The following is a 20,864-nucleotide window of genomic DNA, read 5'->3' as shown; positions in this document are numbered from 1 at the left end:
AAGACTGAGAGATTCAGACCCGCGGCTCGTGGGTCTCGATCGCGATGATCCCCGATCCGGGGTTCGTCGCCGACAGGTGGATGACCGAGAACCCGGCGACCTCCAGCGCGCTCGCGCTGTTGACGTACGAGCCGCGGAGGCTGCCGGTGGCGAGCGCGATCTCCGACACGATGGTGGGCAGCACCGGGTTGTGGCTGCAGATCACCGCCGGCTTCCTGGCGCGCACGCGCCGCCCGATGACCGCGCGCACGTCGGCGGAGCCGTCCTCCCACGCCTCCTGGCTGATGTCGTGGGTCCGCCGCGCCGTCCGGCGCAGCCTCTTCTCCAGCGGGGCGACCGTCTCCACGCAGCGCACCGCGTCGCTCGTGACGATCCGCTTCACACCGAACGCGCGCAGCGGGCCGACGATCGCCTTGGCCTGCCGCTGTCCCCGTTCGGTCAGCGGCCGGGCGGCATCGGCTCCGCGCCATTCCGATCGCGGCACCGCCTTCGCGTGCCGCAGCGCGATGAGCGGGAACGTGTGCAGCACGCCGTCGTCGACGAGCGCCGCGAACGCGTCGAGGATCTCCACGTCGACCGGGTAGCTGAGCCGGGAGCGGGCCTTCTTCAGACTCACCCACTCCACGCCGGAGATCTCGCCGTTCGGGATGAACGTGGAGGCGCGGATCGCATCCTCCGTCGCCTCCGCCGCCCAGTAGTGCACCACCTTCTGCCGCTTGGGGCGCATCCAGTAGCGGCTGACGCCCACCGGCACTCCCAGCGACACCCGGATGCCGGTCTCCTCGTGCACCTCGCGCACCGCGGTCTCGGCGAGCATCTCGCCGGGATCCACCTTCCCCTTCGGGAGGGTGACGTCGCGGTACTTCGTGCGGTGGATCAGCAGCACCCGCAACCTGCCCTCGACCAGGCGCCAGACCACCGCGCCCGCGGCGTAGACGGCGGTGTCGGTCATCGGACCGTTCGCTTGCGGCGGCGGCGCTGCACGTCCGACATGGTCCGGTCCTGCAGATCGGTCAGCGGCTCACCGGCCGCGTCGACGGCGTGCCGCGTCCACTCGCCGCCGGGGCCGAGGTGCCACGACACGGTGTGCTCGTCCATCGCCAGGTCGAACAGCTCGATCAGCTCCTGCACGTGCGCGGGATCCGCCACCCGCACCAGCGCCTCCACTCTGCGGTCGAGGTTGCGGTGCATCATGTCGGCGCTGCCGATGAACACCTGCGGGTCGCCGTCGTTGTGGAACGCGAAGATCCGGGAGTGCTCGAGGTAGCGGCCCAGGATGCTGCGCACCGTGATGTTGTCGCTCACACCGGGCAGATCCACCCGCAGGCTGCAGATGCCGCGCACCCAGACGTCCACGCGCACGCCCGCCTGGCTCGCCCGGTACAGGGCGTCGATGATCTGCTCGTCGACCATCGAGTTCACCTTGATGCGGATGTGCGCGGGCCTGCCGGCATCCGCGTTCTTGCGCTCGCGGTCGATGTGCCGCAGCAGTCCCTTGCGCAGGTGCAGCGGTGCGACGAGGAGGCGCTTGAACTTCTTCTCGATCGCGTAACCGCTGAGTTCGTTGAACAGCCGGGTGAGGTCCTTGCCGACCTGCGGGTCGGCGGTGAACAGTCCGAAGTCCTCGTAGATGCGGCTGGTCTTCGGGTTGTAGTTCCCGGTGCCGACGTGCGAGTAGTGGCGGAGCACGCCCTCCTCCTCGCGGATCACGAGGGCGAGCTTGCAGTGCGTCTTCAGCCCGACCAGGCCGTACACCACGTGCACGCCTGCCTTCTCGAGCTTGCGGGCCCACACGATGTTGTTGGCCTCGTCGAAGCGCGCCTTGACCTCGACCAGGGCGAGCACCTGCTTGCCGGCCTCGGCGGCGTCGATCAGGGCCTGCACGATGGGGCTGTCGCCCGAGGTGCGGTAGAGGGTCTGCTTGATGGCGAGCACCTGCGGGTCGCGGGCCGCCTGTTCCAGGAACGCCTGCACGCTGGTCGCGAACGACTCGTACGGGTGGTGCACCAGCACATCCGCCTTGCCGATCGATTTGAAGATGTCCGGCCGCTCGTTGCTGTCGCCGGGCTGGAAGGCGACGGCGGTGGTCGGCAGGTGCGGCGGGTAGCGCAGGTCGGGGCGGTCGATGCGCGACAGGTCGAACAGCCCTCGAAGATCCAGTGGGCCGGGGAGGCGGTAGACCTCCTTCTCGGTGATGTCGAGCTCCTTGATCAGCAGCTCGAGCGTCAGGTCATCCATGTCGTCGGTGATCTCGAGGCGGATCGGCGGGCCGAATCGACGCCGGAGCAGCTCGGCCTCCAGCGCCTGGATGAGGTTCTCGCTCTCGTCCTCCTCGATCTCGACGTCCTCGTTGCGGGTGAGGCGGAACGCATGGTGGTCGAGGACCTCCATGCCGGGGAAGAGATCCTCCAGATGGTTGGCGATGAGCTCCTCGAGCCGGATGAAGCGCATGATCTCGCCGGAGCGCGGCACCTCCACGAACCGGGGGAGCATCGGCGGCACCTTGAGCCGGGCGAAGTCCTGGCGGCCGGTGCGGGCGTTGCGGATGCGGATAGCCAGGTTCAGTGACAGGCCGGAGATGTACGGGAACGGGTGCGCAGGGTCGACCGCGAGCGGCATCAGCACGGGGAACACCTGCGCCTGGAAGTAGTCGCTCAGGGCCGCGCGTTCGGCGTCGGTGAGGTCCTCCCACTCGGTGATCTCGATCCCGGCATCCGCCAGCGCCGGCTTGACCTGCTCGGTCCAGACGTCCGCGTGCCGTAGCTGCAGGCGGTGCGCCTCGCGCGAGATGTCGGCGAGCACGTCGGTGGGCGCCCTGCCCACGTTCGTCGGCACGGCGAGACCGGTGACGATGCGGCGCTTGAGCCCCGCCACGCGCACCATGAAGAACTCGTCGAGGTTGCTGGCGAAGATCGCCAGAAAGTTCGCGCGCTCCAGTTCCGGCAGCGAGGGGTCCTCCGCCAGCTCCAGCACCCGCTGGTTGAACGCCAGCCAGCTCAGCTCGCGGTCGTGGTAGCGGTGATCGGGCAGCAGCAGATCGGGCGATTCCAGGGCGTCGAAGTCGTCGTCTTCGGCGTCACCGAGGCCGGCGTCGGAGAGTGCGCGTTCGATCATGGGGTACATCCTTGCACCGCGAGCCGTCCGGCGGGTGAACTCGCTGCCGGGTCATTCCTCGGCTCGGCTGTCGTCGTCGTAGAGGTTGAACCGGTAGCCGACGTTGCGCACGGTGCCGATGATCTGCTCGGCGTCGCCGAGCTTGGCGCGCAGCCGCCGCACGTGCACGTCGACCGTGCGGGTGCCACCGAAGTAGTCGTAGCCCCACACGTCGCTGAGCAGCTGCTCTCGCGTGAACACCCGGGATGGGTGGGTGGCGAGGAAGTGCAGCAGCTGGAACTCCTTGTAGGTGAGGTCCAGCGGCTTGCCGTGCAGCTTCGCCGAGTACGACTGCTCGTCGATCGTGATGCCGGACGCCTGCACGCGCACCGGCTCGGACGCCTGCGCGCGGGACAGGATGAGCCGGATGCGGGCGTCGACCTCGGCGGGCCCTGCGGTGTTGAGGATGACATCGGCGAACGCCCAGTCGGCCGAGACGGCGCTGAGGCCCCCTTCGGTCACGACGAGCAGGACGGGTGCGTCGCTGCCGGCGGTCTGCAGCAGCCGGCACACGGCCTTCGCGCCGATCAGGTCGGTGCGCCCGTCGACCACGATGGCGTCGGCCTCGGGCAGCGACAGCAGGTGGCTCGGGTCGGAGGGGTGGTGGCGGATGCTGTGGGACAGCAGGCTCAGCGCAGGAAGCACCTGCTCCGCGTCGGGAGAGGAGGTGAGAGCCAGCAGCACGACCACGCGCTAATGCTAACGGCGGCGGCACCGTGCACGCGGTGCGTGACGGGACGCGGCGCACCGGCATCCGGCTGCCGCGGCGGGGAACTACGATGGCAGCATGTCGGAACCCGCTCTCGCTCCGCGCAACGCCTTCCACGGCGTGGTGGCCGTGTGGATCGTGTCGGTCGTCGTGGCGATCACCCTCGGGATCGTGCTGCCCGAGCAGGTGCGCATGGGCTGGCTGCTGATCGCGTTCGGCGGCATCGTGCTGCTGACCTTCGCCGTGCAGCTCTGGTACGGGCTTGCCCAGGGCTTCATCGTCCGCGTCGCGGGGAGCGTCGTCGGCGCTCTTCTGCTGATGGGACTGATCTCCGTCGCGTTCGGTCTCGCGGCGCTCGTCCCCACCGTCTGAACCACCGGCCTCGGCCGCCGTCGGAGCGACTAGAGTAGGGGCCATGGACCTCGTCGCGCTCGAATTCTTCTTCCTCGGCCTGCTCGGCCTTGCGAGCCTCGCGATCGCCTTCGTCTCCGGCGTCGTGCTCGTCAACCTGTTCCGCGGCCAGCGCTGATCCGCACCGCGCCGTGATCGATCTGCCGACCGATCTTCCCGCCGACCTCGCACCGCTGTCCTGGCTGCTGGGTGTGTGGGAGGGCACCGGTGTCATCGAGTACTCGACCGGCGAGACGCGCTACGAGGGCGAGTTCTCCCATCGCGTGAGCTTCAGCCACGACGGCGGTCCGTTCCTGAACTACGCGGCGACGGCATCCTTCCTCGGCGCCGACGGTCAGGACGTGCCCGTGCCGCTCGTCGCCGAAACCGGGTTCTGGCGCCTCACCCGCGATCACACCGCGGCCGACCCCGGACCGGCCCTGCTGCCGCCGACGGAGTCCGCGCCGCCCCGCACCGTCGACGACGTCGAGTCGCTGCGCACGCCCGACGGGTTCCCGATCGAGGCGTCGATCGCGCACTCCGATGGAACCCTGGAGCTGTACCTCGGCCGCATCGCCGGTCCGCGCATCGACATCGCGACGGATGCCGTCGTGCGGATGGCCGGCACCAAGCCCTACTCGGGCGCGACCCGCATGTACGGCCTCGTCGAGGGCCATCTGCTGTGGGCGTGGGACATCACCGCCTTCGGCGAGCAACTGAAGTCGCACGCCTCGGCACGGCTGGCGAGGGTGTGATGGACGTCTTCCAGACGCTCCCCGGTGCCGTCCGCGACGGCGACGTCATCGCGCATTTCGGCAACCCGTTCGTGGAGCAGCGCCTGCTGGCATCCGGTGAGGCGCTGTCGCCGCTGACCGACCGGGCGCTCATCGAGGTCGCCGGCGAGGACCGGCTCACCTGGCTCGACTCGATCACGTCGCAGGCCCTCGCGGGTCTCGCCCCCGCAGACAGCACCGAGCTGCTCGTGCTCGACCCGCACGGACACGTCGAGCACGCCGCCGGCGTCTTCGAGGACGGCGCGTCGACCTGGCTGATCGCGGATGCCGGTGACGCCGAGGGCCTCACCACCTGGCTGCAGCGGATGGTGTTCCGTTCCCGGGTGACGGTGACGCTGCGCACGGATGCCACCCTCGCCGGGTTCTTCGCCGGCGGGGCGGCGGAGTCGCGCCTGCGGGTGGCCGCGCCTCACGGCGTGCCTGTCGTGTGGCGTGACCCGTGGGCGCGCGTGCAGCCCGGCGGGCACCAGTACGCGCAGGTCGCCGAGCACCCGGCGGAGGAGTACGGCTGGAGCGTCGCTCTGCTCGACGGATCTGCGGTGCCGGACGGCCCGTTCGCCGGGGCGCTCGCCGCGGAGGCGCTGCGCATCGCCGCCTGGCGGCCGCGCTGGTCGCACGAGGTCGACGAGAAGTCCATCCCGCACGAGGCTGACTGGATCCGCAGCGCCGTGCACCTGAGCAAGGGCTGCTACCGCGGCCAGGAGACCGTGGCGAAGGTGCACAACCTCGGACATCCGCCGCGGCGGCTCGCCGCCCTCCAGCTGGACGGCAGCGAGTCGGTGCTGCCTGCCCCCGGTGCACCGGTGCTCGCCGGCGACACGGAGGTCGGCACCATCACCTCCTCGGCCCTGCACTACGAGGATGGACCGATCGCGCTCGCGATGCTGTCGCGTCGGGCGCCCGCCGGTGACCTCGTGGTCCGTGCGGAGGGTGCGGATGTCGCCGCCTCCCAGCAGGTGATCGTCCCCGCCGACGCGGGTGCGACCGCCGACGTGCCGCGCTTGACCCGGCTCTCCCGCCGCCCGGTCGCCCAGGATCCCCGCTGACCCGGTCGGCTGCGCCGCGCGGCTCTCCTTGCGCCGAGTGCACGTGAAGTCGCCGAGTGCACGGCTTGTTCGCGTGGACTGCCCGTGCACTCGGCGAGATCCCGTGCTCTCGACGGCCGAGAGGCGGGGTCAGGATGCCGGGGCGACGGCGTCCCACGGGACGGTGAGCTCGCCGAGACGCCAGCGGCGCCGATCGCCGTGCACCGGCATCCCTCCGTCGCGCAGTGCCGCCACAGCGGCGGTGAAGCGCTGGGCGGGACCGAACGTCGACAGTGGTGCGGCGCGTTCCCACTCGCGATCGAGTGCGGTCAGCAGCGCGTGCACGCGCTCGCCTGCGACGTTGCGGTGGATGAGCGTCTTCGGCAGGCGCTCGGCCACGATGCCCGGACGCTCCAGCCCGGCCAGGCGGAGGGAGATCGTGAACTTGAGCGGATGCCCGTCGGCGGAGACGTCCACCCACGAGCAGATCCGCCCGATCTCGTCGCACGTGCCCTCGACCAGCATCCCGCCCGGCGCGAGCCGCGACGCCATCAGGCGCCAGGCGTCGGCGACCTGCGGCTCGTCGTACTGCCGCAGCACGTTCATCGCGCGGATCACGGCGGGTCGCCGGTCGCGGGGGAGCGGCACCTCGAAACCGCCGCGCTGGAAGGACACGTTCAGGTCCGCCGGGAACGGCGTCCGCCCTGCGCGCACCTCGGCGAGCTGCGCGCGTGCCCGCTCGACCCGTGCCGGGTCGAGCTCGAGGCCGAGCACCTCGGCATCCGCTCTGGTGCGTCGCAGCCGGTCGGCGAGCTCGAAAGCGGTCACCCCGCTCGCGCCGTAGCCGAGGTCGACGACGAGCGGATCGGATGCCGTGCGGAACGCCGCACTCGCCGCGATCCACCGGTCGTTGCGTCGCAGCCGGTTCGTCCCCGTCGTCCCCCGCGTGCTCTGCCCAACCGGCGAGGTGCCTCCCATACCCCTAATCCTCTCTCACACTGTGCGTCCTGCGCTCCCCACCGGAGAGCGCCACGTGACATTCCCGGAGCGAGCATCGGGGGTGCCGCCCAAGGCGGCGGGGCCCCCGCTCTGCGAGCGAAGGGAATCTCGCGGCGCCCGCCCGCAACAAACGTCACCCAACCAGGCCCCGAACCCACGTGTAGCTAAGCTGGGAGCCATGACGCGCACCCTGATCCTCCTCCGTCACGGCCAGAGCGAATGGAACGAGCTCAACCTCTTCACCGGGTGGGTGGACGTCCGCCTCACCGAGCAGGGCAAGAACGAGGCGCGGCGCGGCGGCGAGCTGATGGCGGAGTCCGGCATCCTCCCCGACGTGCTGCACACCTCGCTGCTGAGCCGGGCCATCCAGACCGCGAACATCGCGCTCGACGCGGCCGACCGGCTGTGGATCCCGGTGACGCGCTCGTGGCGCCTCAACGAGCGCCACTACGGCGCCCTGCAGGGCAAGGACAAGGCGCAGACCCTCGAGGAGTTCGGCCCTGAGCAGTTCCAGCTGTGGCGCCGCTCGTTCGACGTGCCGCCGCCCGTGCTCGACGACCACAGCGAGTTCAGCCAGGTGAACGACCCCCGCTACGCCGGTATCGACGGCGAGGTGCCGCGCACCGAGTCGCTGAAGCTCGTCATCGACCGGCTCCTGCCGTACTGGGAGTCGGCGATCGTCCCCGACCTCGAGGCGGGCAAGACGGTGCTCGTCACCGCACACGGCAACTCGCTGCGCGGTCTGGTCAAGCACCTCGAGAACATCAGCGACGACGACATCGCCGGACTGAACATCCCCACCGGCATCCCGCTGGTGTACGAGCTCGACGACGACAACGTCCCCACCGGCCCCGGCCGCTACCTCGACCCCGAGGCCGCCGCCGCGGGCGCCGCCGCGGTCGCCGCGCAGGGCAAGAAGTAGCCAGGTGGGAGAGGGGGACGGATGCCAGGGCATCCTTCCCCCTCTCTCATGCCCGCAGTGACTCCCGCTCGTCGCGCACCCACGACCGCAGCGTGGTCGGGGTGGTGGAGGCGACGGTGCGCTGCTGCTCGGGCACGAAGCCCTCGCGCAGACCCGTCGACATCCCGAGCATCGCATCCGCCCACGCGGGCGACATGCCCATCCCCAGGTAGGCGGCGCGCATCTCGTCGTCCGCGATCCGCCTCGCCGCCACCGGGCGTCCGAGCTCGTCGGTCAGGATGGCGGCGACCTCGTTCCAGCTGAGGTCGGCTGGTCCGTGCACCGCCTGCACCCGCCGCCCTGACCAGCCGGTGTGAAGGATGAGGCCGGCGGCGACCTCGGCGATGTCCCGCGGCGCGACCCAGCTCATCCGGGCGTCGAGCGGAAGCAGCACCGGGATCACCCCGTCGTGGATCGCATCCGCCTGGAACGCCAGGTTCGTGAAGAAGTATCCGCAGCGCAGGTGCGCCACGTCGATCTCCAGCGCGTCCAGGGCGCTCTCCGTCGCGGCCAGCCCGTCGATCTCGCCCGCGCCGTGCCGCTTCTCCGCCCCGACGCTGCTCTGGAACACGACACGGCGGATTCCGTTCGCCGTGACGGCACGCACGACGGCATCCGTCGCGCGCGCGTGGTCGGCCAGGGGGTCCTCGCCCATCGTCGGCGGGTTCACCCAGTACACCGCGTCCACGCCGCGCGTGGCGGCGACGACCTGCGCCGCGATGCGCGAGTCGGCCGCGGCGACGTCCACGACGTCGCGCAGCTCGGGGTCCAGCCTCGCGAGGTCGCGCATCAGCAGCAGGGGGCGCACCCCCGCCCTGACCAGCGAGCGCACGAGGTGGCGTCCGACATGTCCGTTCGGGGTGGTGACGGCGATCCGCATGGATCCTCTCCTCTCGATCGATGCGGCCACGGTACGCACGGATCCCGCCGGTTCCTGTCGTCGACTGCTGGCATGCTGAGGGACATGGCCACCACCTCGACTGAGCGCACCCTGCGGCTGCTCGCCCTGCTGCAGGGCGGCGGCGAGCTGTCTGGCGCGCTGCTGGCCCGGCGGCTGGGCGTGAGCGAGCGCACCGTGCAGCGCGACGCGGCACGGCTGCGCGAACTCGGGTACGACGTGCGTGCGCGCCCCGGTCCCGGAGCGGGATACCGTCTCCGGCCGGGTGTGCGCGTGCCGCCGCTGCTCCTCGGCGCCGACGAGGCGGGCGCCGTGGCAGCCGGTCTCGCGGTGCTGTCGGCGTGGATGCCGGACGACGAGGCTGTCGCGACGGCCGCCGTGAAGCTGGCGCAGGTGCTGCCGCCGGGCCTTGCCCGTCGCGCCCGTGCGGTCGCGCTGTCGTTCGGGATGCTGGAGCGGGAGCGCCCCGCCGTGAGCATGGCCGCGATCGGGACGCTGGCGGATGCCGTCGCGGACGGCGCGCGGGTGCGCTTCGCCTACACCGATGCCGCGGGGCGGCCCTCCCGGCGGCTGGTGGAGCCGTACCGCACGGTGCTGCGCGAGGCGGTGTGGTACCTGGTCGGCTACGACGTCGACCGGGACGCGTGGCGGCTGTTCCGGCTGGACAGGCTGCGCGACGTCGAGCCGGTACCCTCGACCGGCCGGCCGCGCGAGTTCCCGGCCGAGAGTGTGGAGGAATGGCTCGCCACCGACTTCGGCCGGGCGCCGTGACGCGTCAGTCCTTCTCCTCGTCGAGCTGCTGCTGCGCGACGGCAGCGGCGATGGCGATGTCCGACTCCTCGACCGCCCAGTCGCCGGTGGCGAGGTAGACGACCTTCTTCGCGACGGCGACGGCGTGGTCGGCGAAACGCTCGTGGTAGCGGCTGGCCAGGGTCGCGTCGACCGTCGCGGTCGCCTCGCCCTTCCAGTTGTCGCTGAGCACCTTCTCGAACACGCTGGCGTGCAGCTCGTCGACGTCGTCGTCCGCGTTGCGGATGGCGTCGGCGTAGCGCAGGTCCTGGGTGCGCAGCAGGTCGCCCAGCGTGCGGGAGATCTCCACGTCGAGCTCGCCCATGCGCCGGAAGGTGCCTTTCAGCCCACGCGGCACGGCGCGCTCGGGGAAGCGCAGGCGGGCGAGCTGCGCGATGTGCTCGGCCATGTCGCCCATCCGCTCCAGCGAGGCACTCACCCGCAGGGCGGTGATCACGATGCGCAGGTCGCGCGCGACGGGCTGCTGGCGGGCCAGGATCTCGATCGCCTGCTCGTCGAGCGAGATGGCGAGCTCGTCGATCTTGGCGTCGTCGGCGATGACCTCCTCGGCCAGGGCGACATCGCTGTGTGCGAAGGCGTTCGTCGCCTTCTCGATCGCGATCGTGACCAGGTCGGAGATCTCGGCGAGGCGCGCCTGGAGCTCCTCGAGGGACTGGTGGAAGACTTCGCGCATGTCGGCGCAACCTTTCGTCGTGGGCTCGGCGTGCCGAGCCGTTCGGGCACACTGACGCGGGCCAGGGCCGATTGTGTTCGCCGAAGGTTAACGAACGGTGCCCGGAACGTGAATACTAGTCGCCGCCGCCCCTGGGCGGCCGTCGGCGCCACGGGGCACCGGGTAAACGACCCCTAATCTGTAGTCATGCCCTCTCCGCAGCTCGCGTTGATCGCCCTCGCCGTCGGTGTGGTGATCGGCGTCGGGGTCACCCTCCTCATCGTGTGGGCGTACCGCGCCAAGGCCCGATTCGCGGACGAGGCGTCGACGAACATCCCGCCGGGCATCACCGATGTCCTCGCCGGCATGGACGACGCCGCGTGTGTGCTGAACGCCTCCGGTCTGGTCGTCGCGACATCGAAGGCGGCCGAGCGGTTCGGCATCCTCGTCGGCTCCGTGCTCGAGAACAGCGAGCTGCGTCAACTGGTGCGCTCCGTGCGCGCGAGCGGCGTCAGCGCGACCGAGACGCTGCGTCTCACCGGCGGCGGGTTCCTCGACCCGCGCCTCGTCTCGGCGCGGGCGAGCGCCGTGGGCGCCCGACTCACACTGCTGGTCATCCGCGACGTCACCGAGCGCGAACGGCTCGACCAGATGCGGAACGACTTCGTCGCGAACACCAGCCACGAGCTGAAGACGCCGGTCGGCGCGGTCAGCCTGCTGGCCGAGGCGATCGAGTCGGCCGCCGACGACCCCGCACAGGTGCGCATCTTCGCAGCGCGCATCTCCGCCGAGGCCGCCCGGCTCGGCCAGCTCACCGGACGCATCATGAGCCTGTCCCGCCTGCAGGCGGCGGAGAGCCTGTCCGACGTCGCACCGGTCGCGATCGACGAGGTCGTGGCGGCATCCATCGAGGCGCACGCGGTGCAGGCGGACTCGGCCGGCGTCGAACTCACCCGCGGCGGCGACCGCGGGGTGTGGGTGCGAGGGGACGCGCAGATCCTCATCGAGGCGGTCGGGAACCTCATCGCCAACGCGATCGCCTACTCGTCGCGCGGTTCGCGCGTCGGCATCGGGGTCAAAGCCGACGGCGACGTGGTCGAGATCGCTGTCACAGATCAGGGGATCGGCATCTCGGAGGCCGACCGTGAGCGGATCTTCGAACGGTTCTACCGTGCCGACGAGGCGCGCTCCCGCCGCACCGGAGGCACCGGCCTCGGGCTGTCGATCGTGAAGCACGCCACCCAGCGGCACGGCGGTGAGGTGCGGCTCTGGTCGCGACCCGGCCGCGGGTCCACGTTCACCATCCGCCTGCCGCGCATCGACCCGCCGAACGTCGACGACGTCGACCCCAAGACCAGGAAGAAGCGCGCCCGCAAAGCGGCGAAGGCCCTCGGGCGCACCCGGAACGGAGAGTTCGCATGACCCGCATTCTGCTCGTCGAGGATGAGCCCGACCTCGCCGACCCGCTGGCGTACCTGCTGCGGCGGGAGGGGTACGAGGTCGAGATCGCCGAGGACGGTCCCGGTGCGCTGAGCGCCTTCCGTGAGCGCGGTGCCGACATCGTGCTGCTCGACCTGATGCTCCCCGGAATGCCGGGCACCGAGGTGTGCCGACAGATCCGGCAGTCCTCCTCGGTGCCGATCATCATGCTCACCGCGAAGGACTCCGAGGTGGACATCGTGGTGGGGCTCGAGCTCGGCGCCGACGACTACATCACCAAGCCGTACTCCTCCCGCGAACTGCTCGCTCGCATGCGGGCCGTGCTGCGCCGCGTCGTGCAGGCCGAGGCGGAGCTCGACGAGCGCGTCCTCGAGGGCGGGCGCGTGGTGCTGGACATCGACCGCCACACCGTCGCCGTCGACGGCAAGGAGATCAACATGCCGCTCAAGGAGTTCGAGCTCCTCGAGGTGCTGATGCGCAACGCGGGGCGGGTGCTGACCCGCGGGCAGCTGATCGACCGGGTGTGGGGCAGCGACTACTTCGGCGACACCAAGACGCTCGACGTGCACATCAAGCGCATCCGCTCGCGCATCGAGGAGAACCCCGGCGAGCCGGTCATGCTCGTCACCGTGCGCGGCCTCGGGTACCGGTTCGAGGGCTGAGCGTCACCCGCACGGAAGAGGCCGGCCCCCGCGGGGGCCGGCCTCTTCCGTGCGTGCGGAGCAGTTTCTCCGCCGGGTCAGCCCGCGGCGCCGGCCGTCTCGGACGGGGACGGCTCGGGGGTGAGGTCGGAGTAGTAGGGCAGCGTGCCATCCAGCACGGGAACCTGGGCGGGCACGGCCTTGGCGTCGTCGCCGGAACTGAACAGCACCTCGACGGTCGCACCCGGCGTCACACCGAGGTCGCTGATCGGCAGCGGGTCCTCCTCGCCGCCGAGGTTGTAGCTCTCGCCGGCCGGGACGCGGATGCTGAGCTGCTCGCCGGCCACGTCGATCGACAGGGTGGTGCTCTTGTCGCCGGTGTTCACCAGGGCGGCGACCAGGTTGCCGGTCTCGCCGTCCTCGTCCGCGACGATGAACGCGTTGCGGACTTCGATCGGGCCGCCCGTCGAGTCGACGTTCACGCCGTCCGAGGCGGAGTACGGGATCGTGGTCGCCTGATGGGTCAGGTAGCTGCATCCGGTGGTGCCGAGCACCACGGCGGCGCCGAGCGCGGCGACGGCTGCAAGGCGGGGAGCGACGGACGCAGCAAGGCGCGAGTTCACGGATCCTCCTGAGGTGCGACGGGTGTCGGGGATCAGTCTAGTGGGTCGCCGATGCGCGGCCGGGACGGACTCGGCGCGAACCTTAGTGCATACGGGCTGTGGTATTCTGGAGATTGCCGAAAGGACACGTTTTTATGCTTTTTGAGGTTGGCGAAACCGTCGTCTATCCGCACCACGGAGCCGCAACGATCATCGAGGTCAAGGACCGCGTGATCAAGGGCGAGACGAAGAAGTACCTGAAGCTCAACGTCACCCAGGGCGATCTGATCATCGAGGTTCCCGCTGAGAACGTCGACCTGGTCGGCGTGCGCGACGTGATCGGCAAGGAGGGTCTCGACCACGTGTTCGAGGTCCTGCGCGCCCCCTTCACCGAGGAGCCGACCAACTGGTCGCGCCGCTACAAGGCGAACCTCGAGAAGCTCGCGTCGGGTGACGTCATCAAGGTGAGCGAGGTCGTGCGCGACCTGTGGCGCCGCGACCAGGATCGCGGCCTGTCGGCCGGTGAGAAGCGGATGCTGGCCAAGGCTCGCCAGATCCTCGTCTCCGAGCTGGCCCTCGCCGAGAAGATCGAAGAGGAGAAGGCCGGAGAGCTCCTCGACGAGGTGCTCGCGTCTTGAGTTCGGAGTGAGGGCGGATGCTGCGGCATCCGCCCTCACTGCATGCCCGGCACCGGGTCGGTAACGTGAGAGCGTGACTCTGCTTCCCGTTCCCCGCACCGCGATCATCGTCGTCGCCGCAGGATCCGGCACACGTCTGCGAGGCGGGGCGCCGAAGGCGCTGGTCGGCATCGACAGCCGCTCCATCCTGCGTCACGCACTGGACGGGGTGTTCGCGGCGCGGCCCATGCAGGTGGTGGTCGTCGCACCCGCCGGGTTCGAGGGCGTCGCCGAGACCGAGACCCGCGCGGCAGCGGGGGAGCGCGCTGATCTGGCATCCGTCGTCACCGGCGGAGACAGCCGCCAGCAGTCCGTCGCGGCAGGACTCGCCGCCCTGTGGGGCGACATCGACACCGTCCTGGTGCACGACGCCGCCCGCGCGCTCACCCCCGCTGCGCAGATCGACGCCGTGGCGGATGCCGTCGGCGCGGGCGCCGGGGTGATCCCGGCACTGCCGGTGGTCGACACGCTCAAGAGGATCGACGGGGAGCGGATCGTCGGGGGTGTGGACCGGTCCGAGCTGGCCGCCGCGCAGACGCCGCAGGGCTTCCCGCGCCGCGCCCTGGAGGAGGCGTACCATGCCGCCGAGGCCGCCGGCGTCGAGTACACCGACGACGCCGCGCTGTTCGCGGCCGCCGGTCATCCTGTGACGCGCATCGACGGTTCCGAGCGCGCGTTCAAGATCACCACCCCGGCAGACCTCGAACGGGCCAGATACCTGCTCGCCGGGGAGCGCCCAGCCGCCGCAGCGATGCCGCGCATCGGTGTCGGCACCGACGTGCACGCGTACGGCGGCGACGGCGACCTGTGGCTGGCGGGCCTGCACTGGCCGGGTGAGCAGGCGCTCGCCGGTCACTCCGACGGGGATGCCGTGGCTCACGCGATGGTGGATGCGCTGCTGTCGGCTGCCGGGCTCGGCGACATCGGCACCCACTTCGGCACGGCGCACCCCGAGTACGCCGGGGCACACGCGGACGTCTTCCTGCGTCGTACAGCGCAACTGCTGGCGGAGGCCGGGTTCGACATCGGCAGCGTGTCGGTGCAGTTCCAGTCGAATCGCCCGCGGTTCAGCGCCCGCCGCGCCGAGGCGCAGCAGGTGCTCTCCGCCGCGCTCGGCGGTGCACCGGTGTCGGTGACCGCCACCACCACCGACGGGCTCGGCTTCGCGGGACGCGGCGAGGGCGTGTCGGTCACCGCCGTCGCGCTGGTGATCCCCGCCCGCTGAGCGGCCGCTGCGCGATCACGCGGACGTCGGGAGCCCGGGGTGTCGTCGCCCGCGCCGCCGACACCCCGGGATACGTTCGACACCCCGGCGTAGCGACGCACGCACCCCGGGGTGTCGTCGCGAACCCGGGGTGTCGACGTGACGGGCGTCGGGAACCCGGGGTGTCCGCGACGCGGCAGCCCGCACCAGCGACGTCACCGCCCGGCGCGTGCACAGCGGCCCCCGGTAGTCTTGTGCGGTGACTCTCCGCCTGTACGACACCCGCGCCCAGCAGCTGCGCGACTTCGCTCCGCTCGACTCCTCGAACGTGACGATGTACGTCTGCGGGCCGACCGTGCAGTCCGGCCCCCACATCGGGCACGTGCGCGCCGCGCTGAGCTTCGATCTGCTGCGCCGCTGGCTGACGCACCGGTACGGACGCGTCACCTTCGTGCGCAACGTCACCGACATCGACGACAAGGTCCTCGCGAACGGCACAGAGGCCGAACCCTGGTGGGCCCTCGCCTACCGCATGGAGCAGGAGTTCTCGCAGGCATATGCCGCGGTCGGCATCCTTCCGCCGACGTACGAGCCGCGGGCGACCGCGTCGATCCCGCAGATGCAGGAGATCATCGCCGCGCTCATCGAACGCGGACACGCCTACCCGGCCCCCGACGGTTCCGGCGACGTGTACTTCGACGTGCACTCGTGGCCTGCCTACGGCGAACTGACCAACCAGTCCGTCGACGCCATGGAGGCCGCCGCCGACGCGGACCCGCGCGGCAAGCGCGCCCCGCAGGACTTCGCGCTGTGGAAGGGTGCCAAGCCCGACGAACCGGCGGATGCCGTGTGGGCATCGCCCTGGGGAGCCGGACGGCCCGGCTGGCACATCGAGTGCTCGGCGATGGCGAAGCGCTACCTGGGTGCCGAGTTCGACATCCACGGCGGCGGGCTGGACCTGCGCTTCCCTCACCACGAGAACGAACTCGCCCAGTCCACCGCCGCCGGCGACGGCTTCGCACGGTACTGGGTGCACAACGGCCTGGTCACCGTCGACGGACAGAAGATGTCGAAGTCGCTCGGAAACTTCACGCTCGCCGCCGACGTGCTCGCCAGGCACGACCCGATCGTGGTGCGCTACGCGCTCGCGGCCGCGCACTACCGCTCCAGCCTCGACCTCACCGACTCGTCGTGGGCCGAGGCGGATGCCGCACTCGGGCGGATCCGCTCGTTCCTGGACCGCGCCGTGCGCGCGGCGGGAGGACCGGCGAACGCGGCCGCATCCGACGTTCCCGACGCCTTCGCCGCGGCGATGGATGACGACCTCGGCGTGCCGCAGGCGCTGGCCGCGCTGCACGAGACGGTGCGCGCGGGCAACGCCGCCCTCGACCGCGGCGACAGCGCCGAGGCGAACGCCGCGCACGGCGTCGTCACCGCCATGACCGAGTTGCTCGGGATCAACCCGCATTCCGCGGAATGGCGTCGCGGGGACACCGGGGCGACGGCATCCGCTCTCGACACGCTGGTGCAGACGCTCATCCAGCAGCGCGCCCAGGCGCGCGCCGACAAGGACTGGCCCGCCGCCGACCGCATCCGCGATGCGATCGGTGCGGCGGGCATCACTCTGGAGGACACTCCGGACGGAACACATTGGAGTATCGATGGCTAAGCCAGGTCGCCCCGGAGCGGGCAACAGCAAGAAGAAGGGCGCCACGAAGGGCACCGGCGGCCACGGCCGCAAGTCCCTCGAGGGCCGCGGGCCGACCCCCAAGGCGGAGGACCGCAGCTGGCACGTCGCCGGCAAGCGCAAGGCCGCCCAAGAGCGCTACGCCGCCGCCGGCGGCAAGGGCAAGCCAGGGCAGCGCACTCAGACCTCCAGCGCCAACCGGTCCACGCGCTCCTCGAAGGACACCGCGAACGACACAGAGACCGTCACCGGACGCAACTCCGTGCTCGAGGCGCTGCGCACCAAGATCCCCGCGACCGCGTTCTACATCGCCCAGCGCGTGGAGATGGACGACCGCGTCAAGGAGATGCTCGCGATCACTCGGCACCGAGACATCCCCGTGCTCGAGGTCACCCGCCAGGAGCTCGACCGCATGGCCGGCTTCGACGGCGTGCACCAGGGGGTGGCGCTCAAGGTGCCGCCGTACGAGTACGCCCACCCGCAGGACCTGCTGGAGCAGGTCATCGACCGGGGTCAGACGCCGCTGTTCGTCGCCCTCGACGGCATCACCGACCCGCGCAACCTGGGTGCGATCATCCGTTCCACGGCCGCGTTCGGCGGGCACGGCGTGATCCTGCCGCAGCGCCGTTCGGCGAGCGTGAACTCCGCCGCCTGGAAGACCAGCGCCGGAGCCGCCGCGCGCATCCCGGTCGCGCTCGCCTCGAACCTCACCAGCCAGCTGAAGGAGTTCAAGAAGCAAGGCGTGTTCGTGCTCGGCCTGGACGGCGGCGGAGACGTCTCCCTGCCCGAGCTGCAGCTCGCCGACCGCCCGGTCGTGATCGTCGTCGGCTCGGAGGGCAAGGGACTGTCCCGCCTGGTCACCGAGACCTGCGACCAGATCGTGTCCATCCCGATCGAAGCCGCCACAGAATCCCTGAACGCCGGTATCGCGGCATCCGTCGCGCTGTACCAGGTCTCGACGCTGCGCGCCTCCGCGGAATAGCCTGCTGCCCGGGGCGTTTGTGTCTCGTGGAGTGCTCCCGAGGGGGAGCCGCTGAACGGAAGGAACGCCATGGCCCGCATCGTCGTCGTCGGAGGAACCGGGTACGCCGGATCGCACATCGTCCGTGAGGCGGTGAGTCGCGGCCATGAGGTGGTCTCGATCTCCCGCACGACGCCCGACGAGCCGGTCGACGGCGTCGCGTACGTGCAGGGTTCGGTGCTCGACATCGACGCACTCGGCGACGTCTTCGACGGAGCGGATGCCGTGATCTCGGCGGTCTCGCCGCGCGGCGACATGGCGGACAAGGGCCTCGACGTGGTGCGGGTCCTGGCGCACCGGCTCGCCGGGACGTCGACGCGCCTCGGTGTCGTGGGTGGCGCCATGGGCAGCCTCGCGGAGCCGGGCGGCCCCCGGCTGTGGGATCTCGGCGTGCCCGAGGAGTACCGTCACGAGGCGCAGGTCGGCATCGACACGCTCGAGCTGCTGCAGAACTCCGGTGAAGACCTGGACTGGTTCCTCATCCACCCGCCGATGGTGTTCGGGGCGTGGGAGCCTGGGGAGAGCACCGGCTCGTACCGCATCGGCGGCGAGGTCGTCGTGAAGGGGGAGGACGGCACGTCGTACATCTCGGGCTCCGACTTCGCGATCGCCGTCCTGGACGAGATCGAGCGCGGCGACCACCGCCGCGCACGCTTCACCGTCGGCTACTGACGCCCATCAGACCAGGTCGCGCCAGTCGACGGCGCCGGTGTCGTCCGACACGTCGAGCGATCCGGTGATCACCGGAAGGCTCATGGTCTCGGTCGGCGGGCCCATGATGGTGGCCTCGTCACGTCGGTGACGCAGCACGTCGTTGATGTAGCTGGTCAGCACCTCGGCCAGGGGCACCGAGCGCCCCTGCGCCTGCGACAGATACCAGCGGTGCTCGAGCACCTGGTGGTACACCTCGGCGGGTTCCAGCTTCGCGCGCAGGTCGTACGGGATCGCCCGGACGACCGGCTCGAAGACGCGGGTGAGCCATTCGTGGGCGTACATCTCCTCGTCCGCCCACTGCTTGGACGAGCGCACCCGGAACTCGTCGAGGTCGTTGAGCAGCCGCCTGGCCTGGTTCTCCTCGACGTCCAGCCCGGTGAGGCGGATGAGACGGCGCTGGTGGTGCCCGGCATCCACCACCTTCGGCTGGATGCGCACGACGGTGCCGTCCGAGGTCGTCTCCATCGACATCTCGTCGATGTCGAATCCGAGCGCGTTGAGCTTCTCGACGCGTTCGGTGATGCGCCACGTCTCATCGGCGGAGAAGGACTCCTCGTCGGTGAGCGCCGCCCACAGGGCGCGGTACGAGGAGACGATGCCGTCAGCGATCTCGACGGCGTCGACGCCGCGCTCCAGACGCCCGCCGGCGGCGAGGTCCATGATCTCCCCGGCGATGTTGGTGCGCGCGATGTCGAGGTCGTACGCGCGCTGTCCGTCGGTCAGGCCCTCCTCGTGCAGTTCACCGGTCTCGGCATCCACCAGGTAAGCGGCGAACGCCCCCGCGTCTCGACGGAACAGCGTGTTCGACAGCGACACGTCGCCCCAATAGAAGCCGACGTTGTGCAGTCGCACCAGCAACAGCGCGAGCGCGTCGACCAGTCGGGTGGCGGTGTCGGGGCGCAGCACCCGGGTGAACAGCGCCCGATACGGCATCGAGAAGCGCAGGTGCGAGGTCACCAGCGCGGCCGGGAGGTGCTTGCCGTCGGCATCCGACCGCCCGGCGATCACCGCGACCCGGCTCACGCACGGGACGTCGAGGCGGGCCAGGCTGCCCAGCATGTCGTACTCGCGACGCGCCATCTCGTCGGTGGTCTCCTTGACGGCGACCACCTTGCCGGAGAGGTCCGCGAAGCGGACCAGGTGACGCGACAGGCCCTTCGGTAGAGACACGATGTGCTCCGAGGGCCACTTGCCCAGCGGCGTGGACCACGGCAGCGACAGCAGGCCGGGATCGATCGAGCTGGCGGTGATGCGCAGCGACTCCTGCATGGCGGACTCCTCCGGAAACGCCGCGGCGCGGGCGACCGAAGAGGTCAGCCCGCGCCGCGTGGTTCGAGATGTCAGGCCGAGACGATCGGCTTGTCGTTGAGGCGTTCACCGCTCTCGAGGTCGAACGCGTGCACGTGCCCGGGGTTCGCCGCGAGCGTGACGGTCTCACCCGCGTTGGGGTGGTTACGGCCGTCGACGCGCGCCACGATGTCGGTGCGCTTGCCGTTGATCTCGGTGTGGCCGTAGAGGTAGCCGTCCGCGCCGAGCTCCTCGACGAGGTCGACCACGACCGGCAGGCCCTTGCCGTCGGCCGGACCGACCGTGATGTCCTCGGGGCGGACGCCGACCGTGACCTGGCTGCCGTGCGCGCGGCCCACGGTGTCGCGCTCGAGCGGCACGACCTCGCTGCCGAACCGCACGCCGCCCTCGGCGAGGTCCGCGGGGAACAGGTTCATCGCGGGCGAGCCGATGAAGCCGGCCACGAAGACGTTGTTCGGCTTCTCGTACAGATCGCGCGGCGAGCCGACCTGCTGCAGGATGCCGTCCTTGAGCACCGCGATGCGGTCGCCCATGGTCAGCGCCTCGGTCTGGTCGTGCGTGACGTAGACCGTGGTGACGCCGAGGCGGCGCTGCAGCGACGCGATCTGGGTACGGGTCTGCACGCGCAGCTTGGCGTCGAGGTTCGACAGCGGCTCGTCCATGAGGAACACCTGCGGCTGGCGGACGATGGCGCGGCCCATCGCGACACGCTGACGCTGACCACCCGAGAGGGCCTTGGGCTTGCGGTTGAGGTACTGCTCCAGGTCGAGGAGCTTGGCGGCCTCGAGAACGCGCGCAGCGCGCTCCTCCTTGCCGACACCGGCGATCTTGAGTGCGAAGCCCATGTTCTCGGCGACGGTCATGTGCGGGTACAGCGCGTAGTTCTGGAACACCATCGCGATGTCGCGGTCCTTCGGCGGCACGTCGGTGACGTCGCGGTCGCCGATCAGGATGCGGCCTGCGTTGACCTCTTCGAGGCCGGCGAGCATGCGGAGGGAGGTGGACTTTCCGCAACCGGAGGGACCGACGAGGACGAGGAACTCGCCGTCTCCGACCTCGAGGTTGAGCTTGTCGACTGCGGGACGCGTGCCACCGGGGTAGAGCCGGGTGGCTTCATCGAAGGTCACAGAGGCCATTGCATTTCTCCTTCACCGGCAGGTACGTGCCGGACGATCCGTA

21 protein-coding genes are annotated in these 20,864 nt (G+C 70.6%); 12 read left to right on the top strand and 9 right to left on the bottom strand.

All coding sequences use genetic code 11. From position 1 onward, the window contains the following. Positions 1 to 13: 13 nt before the first annotated feature. The 3 genes from RIF65_RS06905 to RIF65_RS06895 are packed head-to-tail and all read right to left on the bottom strand — an operon-like array spanning position 14 to position 3,843. Positions 14 to 952 (bottom strand): NUDIX hydrolase, encoded by a 939-nt coding sequence (locus tag RIF65_RS06905; RefSeq protein ID WP_309065377.1) that lies wholly within the window; start codon positions 950 to 952, stop codon positions 14 to 16. After that, positions 949 to 3,114, bottom strand: coding sequence for an RNA degradosome polyphosphate kinase (locus RIF65_RS06900; protein ID WP_309065376.1), 2,166 nt, complete (start codon positions 3,112 to 3,114; stop codon positions 949 to 951). The genes RIF65_RS06905 and RIF65_RS06900 overlap by 4 nt, the downstream gene beginning before the upstream one ends. A gap of 51 nt (positions 3,115 to 3,165) precedes the next feature. Continuing rightward, entirely contained in the window at positions 3,166 to 3,843 is a 678-nt protein-coding gene (locus tag RIF65_RS06895; RefSeq protein WP_309065375.1) for a winged helix-turn-helix transcriptional regulator, read from the bottom strand. 97 nt (positions 3,844 to 3,940) lie between these two features. Here RIF65_RS06895 and RIF65_RS06890 point away from each other — a divergent pair, with 97 nt between their 5' ends. The 3 genes from RIF65_RS06890 to ygfZ all read left to right on the top strand — a co-directional run bounded on the left by RIF65_RS06890 (position 3,941) and on the right by ygfZ (position 6,092). Next, positions 3,941 to 4,234 (top strand): hypothetical protein, encoded by a 294-nt coding sequence (locus tag RIF65_RS06890; RefSeq protein WP_309065374.1) that lies wholly within the window; start codon positions 3,941 to 3,943, stop codon positions 4,232 to 4,234. 170 nt (positions 4,235 to 4,404) lie between these two features. Continuing rightward, entirely contained in the window at positions 4,405 to 5,007 is a 603-nt protein-coding gene (locus RIF65_RS06885; RefSeq protein WP_309065373.1) for an FABP family protein, read from the top strand. Beyond that, positions 5,007 to 6,092 (top strand): CAF17-like 4Fe-4S cluster assembly/insertion protein YgfZ, encoded by a 1,086-nt coding sequence (gene ygfZ, locus RIF65_RS06880; protein WP_309065372.1) that lies wholly within the window; start codon positions 5,007 to 5,009, stop codon positions 6,090 to 6,092. The genes RIF65_RS06885 and ygfZ overlap by 1 nt, the downstream gene beginning before the upstream one ends. Before the next feature lie 129 nt (positions 6,093 to 6,221). Here the strand turns inward: ygfZ and RIF65_RS06875 are convergent, their stop codons facing one another. Then, a complete protein-coding gene (locus RIF65_RS06875) occupies positions 6,222 to 7,049 on the bottom strand; it encodes a class I SAM-dependent methyltransferase (protein ID WP_309065371.1) in 828 nt (275 codons plus the stop codon). 199 nt (positions 7,050 to 7,248) lie between these two features. On the opposite strand from RIF65_RS06875, the gene RIF65_RS06870 reads away from it, so the two are divergent. Next, positions 7,249 to 7,992: a phosphoglyceromutase gene (locus RIF65_RS06870; RefSeq protein ID WP_309065370.1), complete on the top strand. Its 744-nt coding sequence runs from the start codon at positions 7,249 to 7,251 to the stop codon at positions 7,990 to 7,992. 46 nt (positions 7,993 to 8,038) lie between these two features. Here the strand turns inward: RIF65_RS06870 and RIF65_RS06865 are convergent, their stop codons facing one another. Then, on the bottom strand, positions 8,039 to 8,911 hold the full coding sequence (locus RIF65_RS06865) for an NAD(P)H-binding protein (protein ID WP_309065369.1): 873 nt from the start codon (positions 8,909 to 8,911) through the stop codon (positions 8,039 to 8,041). Between the two features lie 72 nt (positions 8,912 to 8,983). Between RIF65_RS06865 and RIF65_RS06860 the strand changes: the two genes are divergently transcribed. Next, positions 8,984 to 9,700, top strand: coding sequence for a helix-turn-helix transcriptional regulator (locus tag RIF65_RS06860; protein ID WP_309065368.1), 717 nt, complete (start codon positions 8,984 to 8,986; stop codon positions 9,698 to 9,700). Positions 9,701 to 9,704: 4 nt separating this feature from the next. Here the strand turns inward: RIF65_RS06860 and phoU are convergent, their stop codons facing one another. Next, positions 9,705 to 10,412: a phosphate signaling complex protein PhoU gene (phoU, locus tag RIF65_RS06855; RefSeq protein WP_309065367.1), complete on the bottom strand. Its 708-nt coding sequence runs from the start codon at positions 10,410 to 10,412 to the stop codon at positions 9,705 to 9,707. A gap of 186 nt (positions 10,413 to 10,598) precedes the next feature. On the opposite strand from phoU, the gene RIF65_RS06850 reads away from it, so the two are divergent. Together RIF65_RS06850 and RIF65_RS06845 are read left to right on the top strand one after the other, a co-directional pair. Next, entirely contained in the window at positions 10,599 to 11,813 is a 1,215-nt protein-coding gene (locus RIF65_RS06850) for a sensor histidine kinase (protein WP_309065366.1), read from the top strand. Further along, the gene (locus RIF65_RS06845) at positions 11,810 to 12,493 is read left to right on the top strand and encodes a response regulator transcription factor (protein ID WP_309065365.1); all 684 of its coding nucleotides are present in this window, start codon (positions 11,810 to 11,812) and stop codon (positions 12,491 to 12,493) included. Before RIF65_RS06850 ends, RIF65_RS06845 begins: the two co-directional genes overlap by 4 nt. 77 nt (positions 12,494 to 12,570) lie before the next feature. Here the strand turns inward: RIF65_RS06845 and RIF65_RS06840 are convergent, their stop codons facing one another. After that, the gene (locus RIF65_RS06840; RefSeq protein WP_309065364.1) at positions 12,571 to 13,095 is read right to left on the bottom strand and encodes a DNA modification methylase; all 525 of its coding nucleotides are present in this window, start codon (positions 13,093 to 13,095) and stop codon (positions 12,571 to 12,573) included. Between the two features lie 134 nt (positions 13,096 to 13,229). Between RIF65_RS06840 and RIF65_RS06835 the strand changes: the two genes are divergently transcribed. The 5 genes from RIF65_RS06835 (at position 13,230) to RIF65_RS06815 (ending at position 18,335) form a co-directional block, all read left to right on the top strand. Further along, positions 13,230 to 13,712 carry a CarD family transcriptional regulator gene (locus RIF65_RS06835; RefSeq protein WP_309065363.1) on the top strand — a complete coding sequence of 161 codons (483 nt, stop codon included), beginning with the start codon at positions 13,230 to 13,232 and terminating at the stop codon, positions 13,710 to 13,712. 73 nt (positions 13,713 to 13,785) lie between these two features. After that, the gene (gene ispD / locus RIF65_RS06830) at positions 13,786 to 14,976 is read left to right on the top strand and encodes a 2-C-methyl-D-erythritol 4-phosphate cytidylyltransferase (RefSeq protein WP_309065362.1); all 1,191 of its coding nucleotides are present in this window, start codon (positions 13,786 to 13,788) and stop codon (positions 14,974 to 14,976) included. A 238-nt stretch (positions 14,977 to 15,214) separates the two neighbouring features. Beyond that, a complete protein-coding gene (gene cysS / locus RIF65_RS06825; RefSeq protein WP_309065361.1) occupies positions 15,215 to 16,624 on the top strand; it encodes a cysteine--tRNA ligase in 1,410 nt (469 codons plus the stop codon). Continuing rightward, complete coding sequence (gene rlmB / locus RIF65_RS06820) at positions 16,617 to 17,624, top strand: 23S rRNA (guanosine(2251)-2'-O)-methyltransferase RlmB (protein ID WP_309065360.1); 1,008 nt, start codon at positions 16,617 to 16,619, stop codon at positions 17,622 to 17,624. Before cysS ends, rlmB begins: the two co-directional genes overlap by 8 nt. 69 nt (positions 17,625 to 17,693) lie before the next feature. Beyond that, entirely contained in the window at positions 17,694 to 18,335 is a 642-nt protein-coding gene (locus RIF65_RS06815) for an NAD(P)-dependent oxidoreductase (RefSeq protein ID WP_309065359.1), read from the top strand. A 6-nt stretch (positions 18,336 to 18,341) separates the two neighbouring features. On the opposite strand, the gene RIF65_RS06810 is transcribed toward RIF65_RS06815, so the two are convergent. Beyond that, positions 18,342 to 19,646, bottom strand: a complete 1,305-nt coding sequence (locus RIF65_RS06810) for a DUF4032 domain-containing protein (RefSeq protein WP_309065358.1) — start codon at positions 19,644 to 19,646, stop codon at positions 18,342 to 18,344. Between the two features lie 71 nt (positions 19,647 to 19,717). Beyond that, positions 19,718 to 20,821, bottom strand: coding sequence for an ABC transporter ATP-binding protein (locus tag RIF65_RS06805; RefSeq protein WP_309065357.1), 1,104 nt, complete (start codon positions 20,819 to 20,821; stop codon positions 19,718 to 19,720). Positions 20,822 to 20,864 lie beyond the last annotated feature (43 nt).

Origin of the sequence: Microbacterium sp. (assembly GCF_031180975.1) — a bacterium.
In the GTDB taxonomy this organism is placed as follows: Bacteria; Actinomycetota; Actinomycetes; order Actinomycetales; family Microbacteriaceae; genus Microbacterium.
This window is presented reverse-complemented; position numbering and strand designations above follow the sequence as displayed.

Excerpts from the sequence above, each read along its gene's own strand:
- RIF65_RS06835 (WP_309065363.1), top strand. The coding sequence starts at position 13,230 with ATGCTTTTTGAGGTTGGCGAAACCGTCGTCTATCCGCACCACGGAGCC.
- RIF65_RS06870 (WP_309065370.1), top strand. The coding sequence starts at position 7,249 with ATGACGCGCACCCTGATCCTCCTCCGTCACGGCCAGAGCGAATGGAAC.
- RIF65_RS06905 (WP_309065377.1), bottom strand. The coding sequence starts at position 952 with ATGACCGACACCGCCGTCTACGCCGCGGGCGCGGTGGTCTGGCGCCTG.
- RIF65_RS06810 (WP_309065358.1), bottom strand. The coding sequence starts at position 19,646 with ATGCAGGAGTCGCTGCGCATCACCGCCAGCTCGATCGATCCCGGCCTG.
- RIF65_RS06900 (WP_309065376.1), bottom strand. The coding sequence starts at position 3,114 with ATGATCGAACGCGCACTCTCCGACGCCGGCCTCGGTGACGCCGAAGAC.
- RIF65_RS06860 (WP_309065368.1), top strand. The coding sequence starts at position 8,984 with ATGCTGAGGGACATGGCCACCACCTCGACTGAGCGCACCCTGCGGCTG.
- phoU (WP_309065367.1), bottom strand. The coding sequence starts at position 10,412 with ATGCGCGAAGTCTTCCACCAGTCCCTCGAGGAGCTCCAGGCGCGCCTC.
- RIF65_RS06890 (WP_309065374.1), top strand. The coding sequence starts at position 3,941 with ATGTCGGAACCCGCTCTCGCTCCGCGCAACGCCTTCCACGGCGTGGTG.
- RIF65_RS06850 (WP_309065366.1), top strand. The coding sequence starts at position 10,599 with ATGCCCTCTCCGCAGCTCGCGTTGATCGCCCTCGCCGTCGGTGTGGTG.
- RIF65_RS06805 (WP_309065357.1), bottom strand. The coding sequence starts at position 20,821 with ATGGCCTCTGTGACCTTCGATGAAGCCACCCGGCTCTACCCCGGTGGC.
- ygfZ (WP_309065372.1), top strand. The coding sequence starts at position 5,007 with ATGGACGTCTTCCAGACGCTCCCCGGTGCCGTCCGCGACGGCGACGTC.
- RIF65_RS06815 (WP_309065359.1), top strand. The coding sequence starts at position 17,694 with ATGGCCCGCATCGTCGTCGTCGGAGGAACCGGGTACGCCGGATCGCAC.
- RIF65_RS06845 (WP_309065365.1), top strand. The coding sequence starts at position 11,810 with ATGACCCGCATTCTGCTCGTCGAGGATGAGCCCGACCTCGCCGACCCG.
- RIF65_RS06865 (WP_309065369.1), bottom strand. The coding sequence starts at position 8,911 with ATGCGGATCGCCGTCACCACCCCGAACGGACATGTCGGACGCCACCTC.
- RIF65_RS06875 (WP_309065371.1), bottom strand. The coding sequence starts at position 7,049 with ATGGGAGGCACCTCGCCGGTTGGGCAGAGCACGCGGGGGACGACGGGG.
- rlmB (WP_309065360.1), top strand. The coding sequence starts at position 16,617 with ATGGCTAAGCCAGGTCGCCCCGGAGCGGGCAACAGCAAGAAGAAGGGC.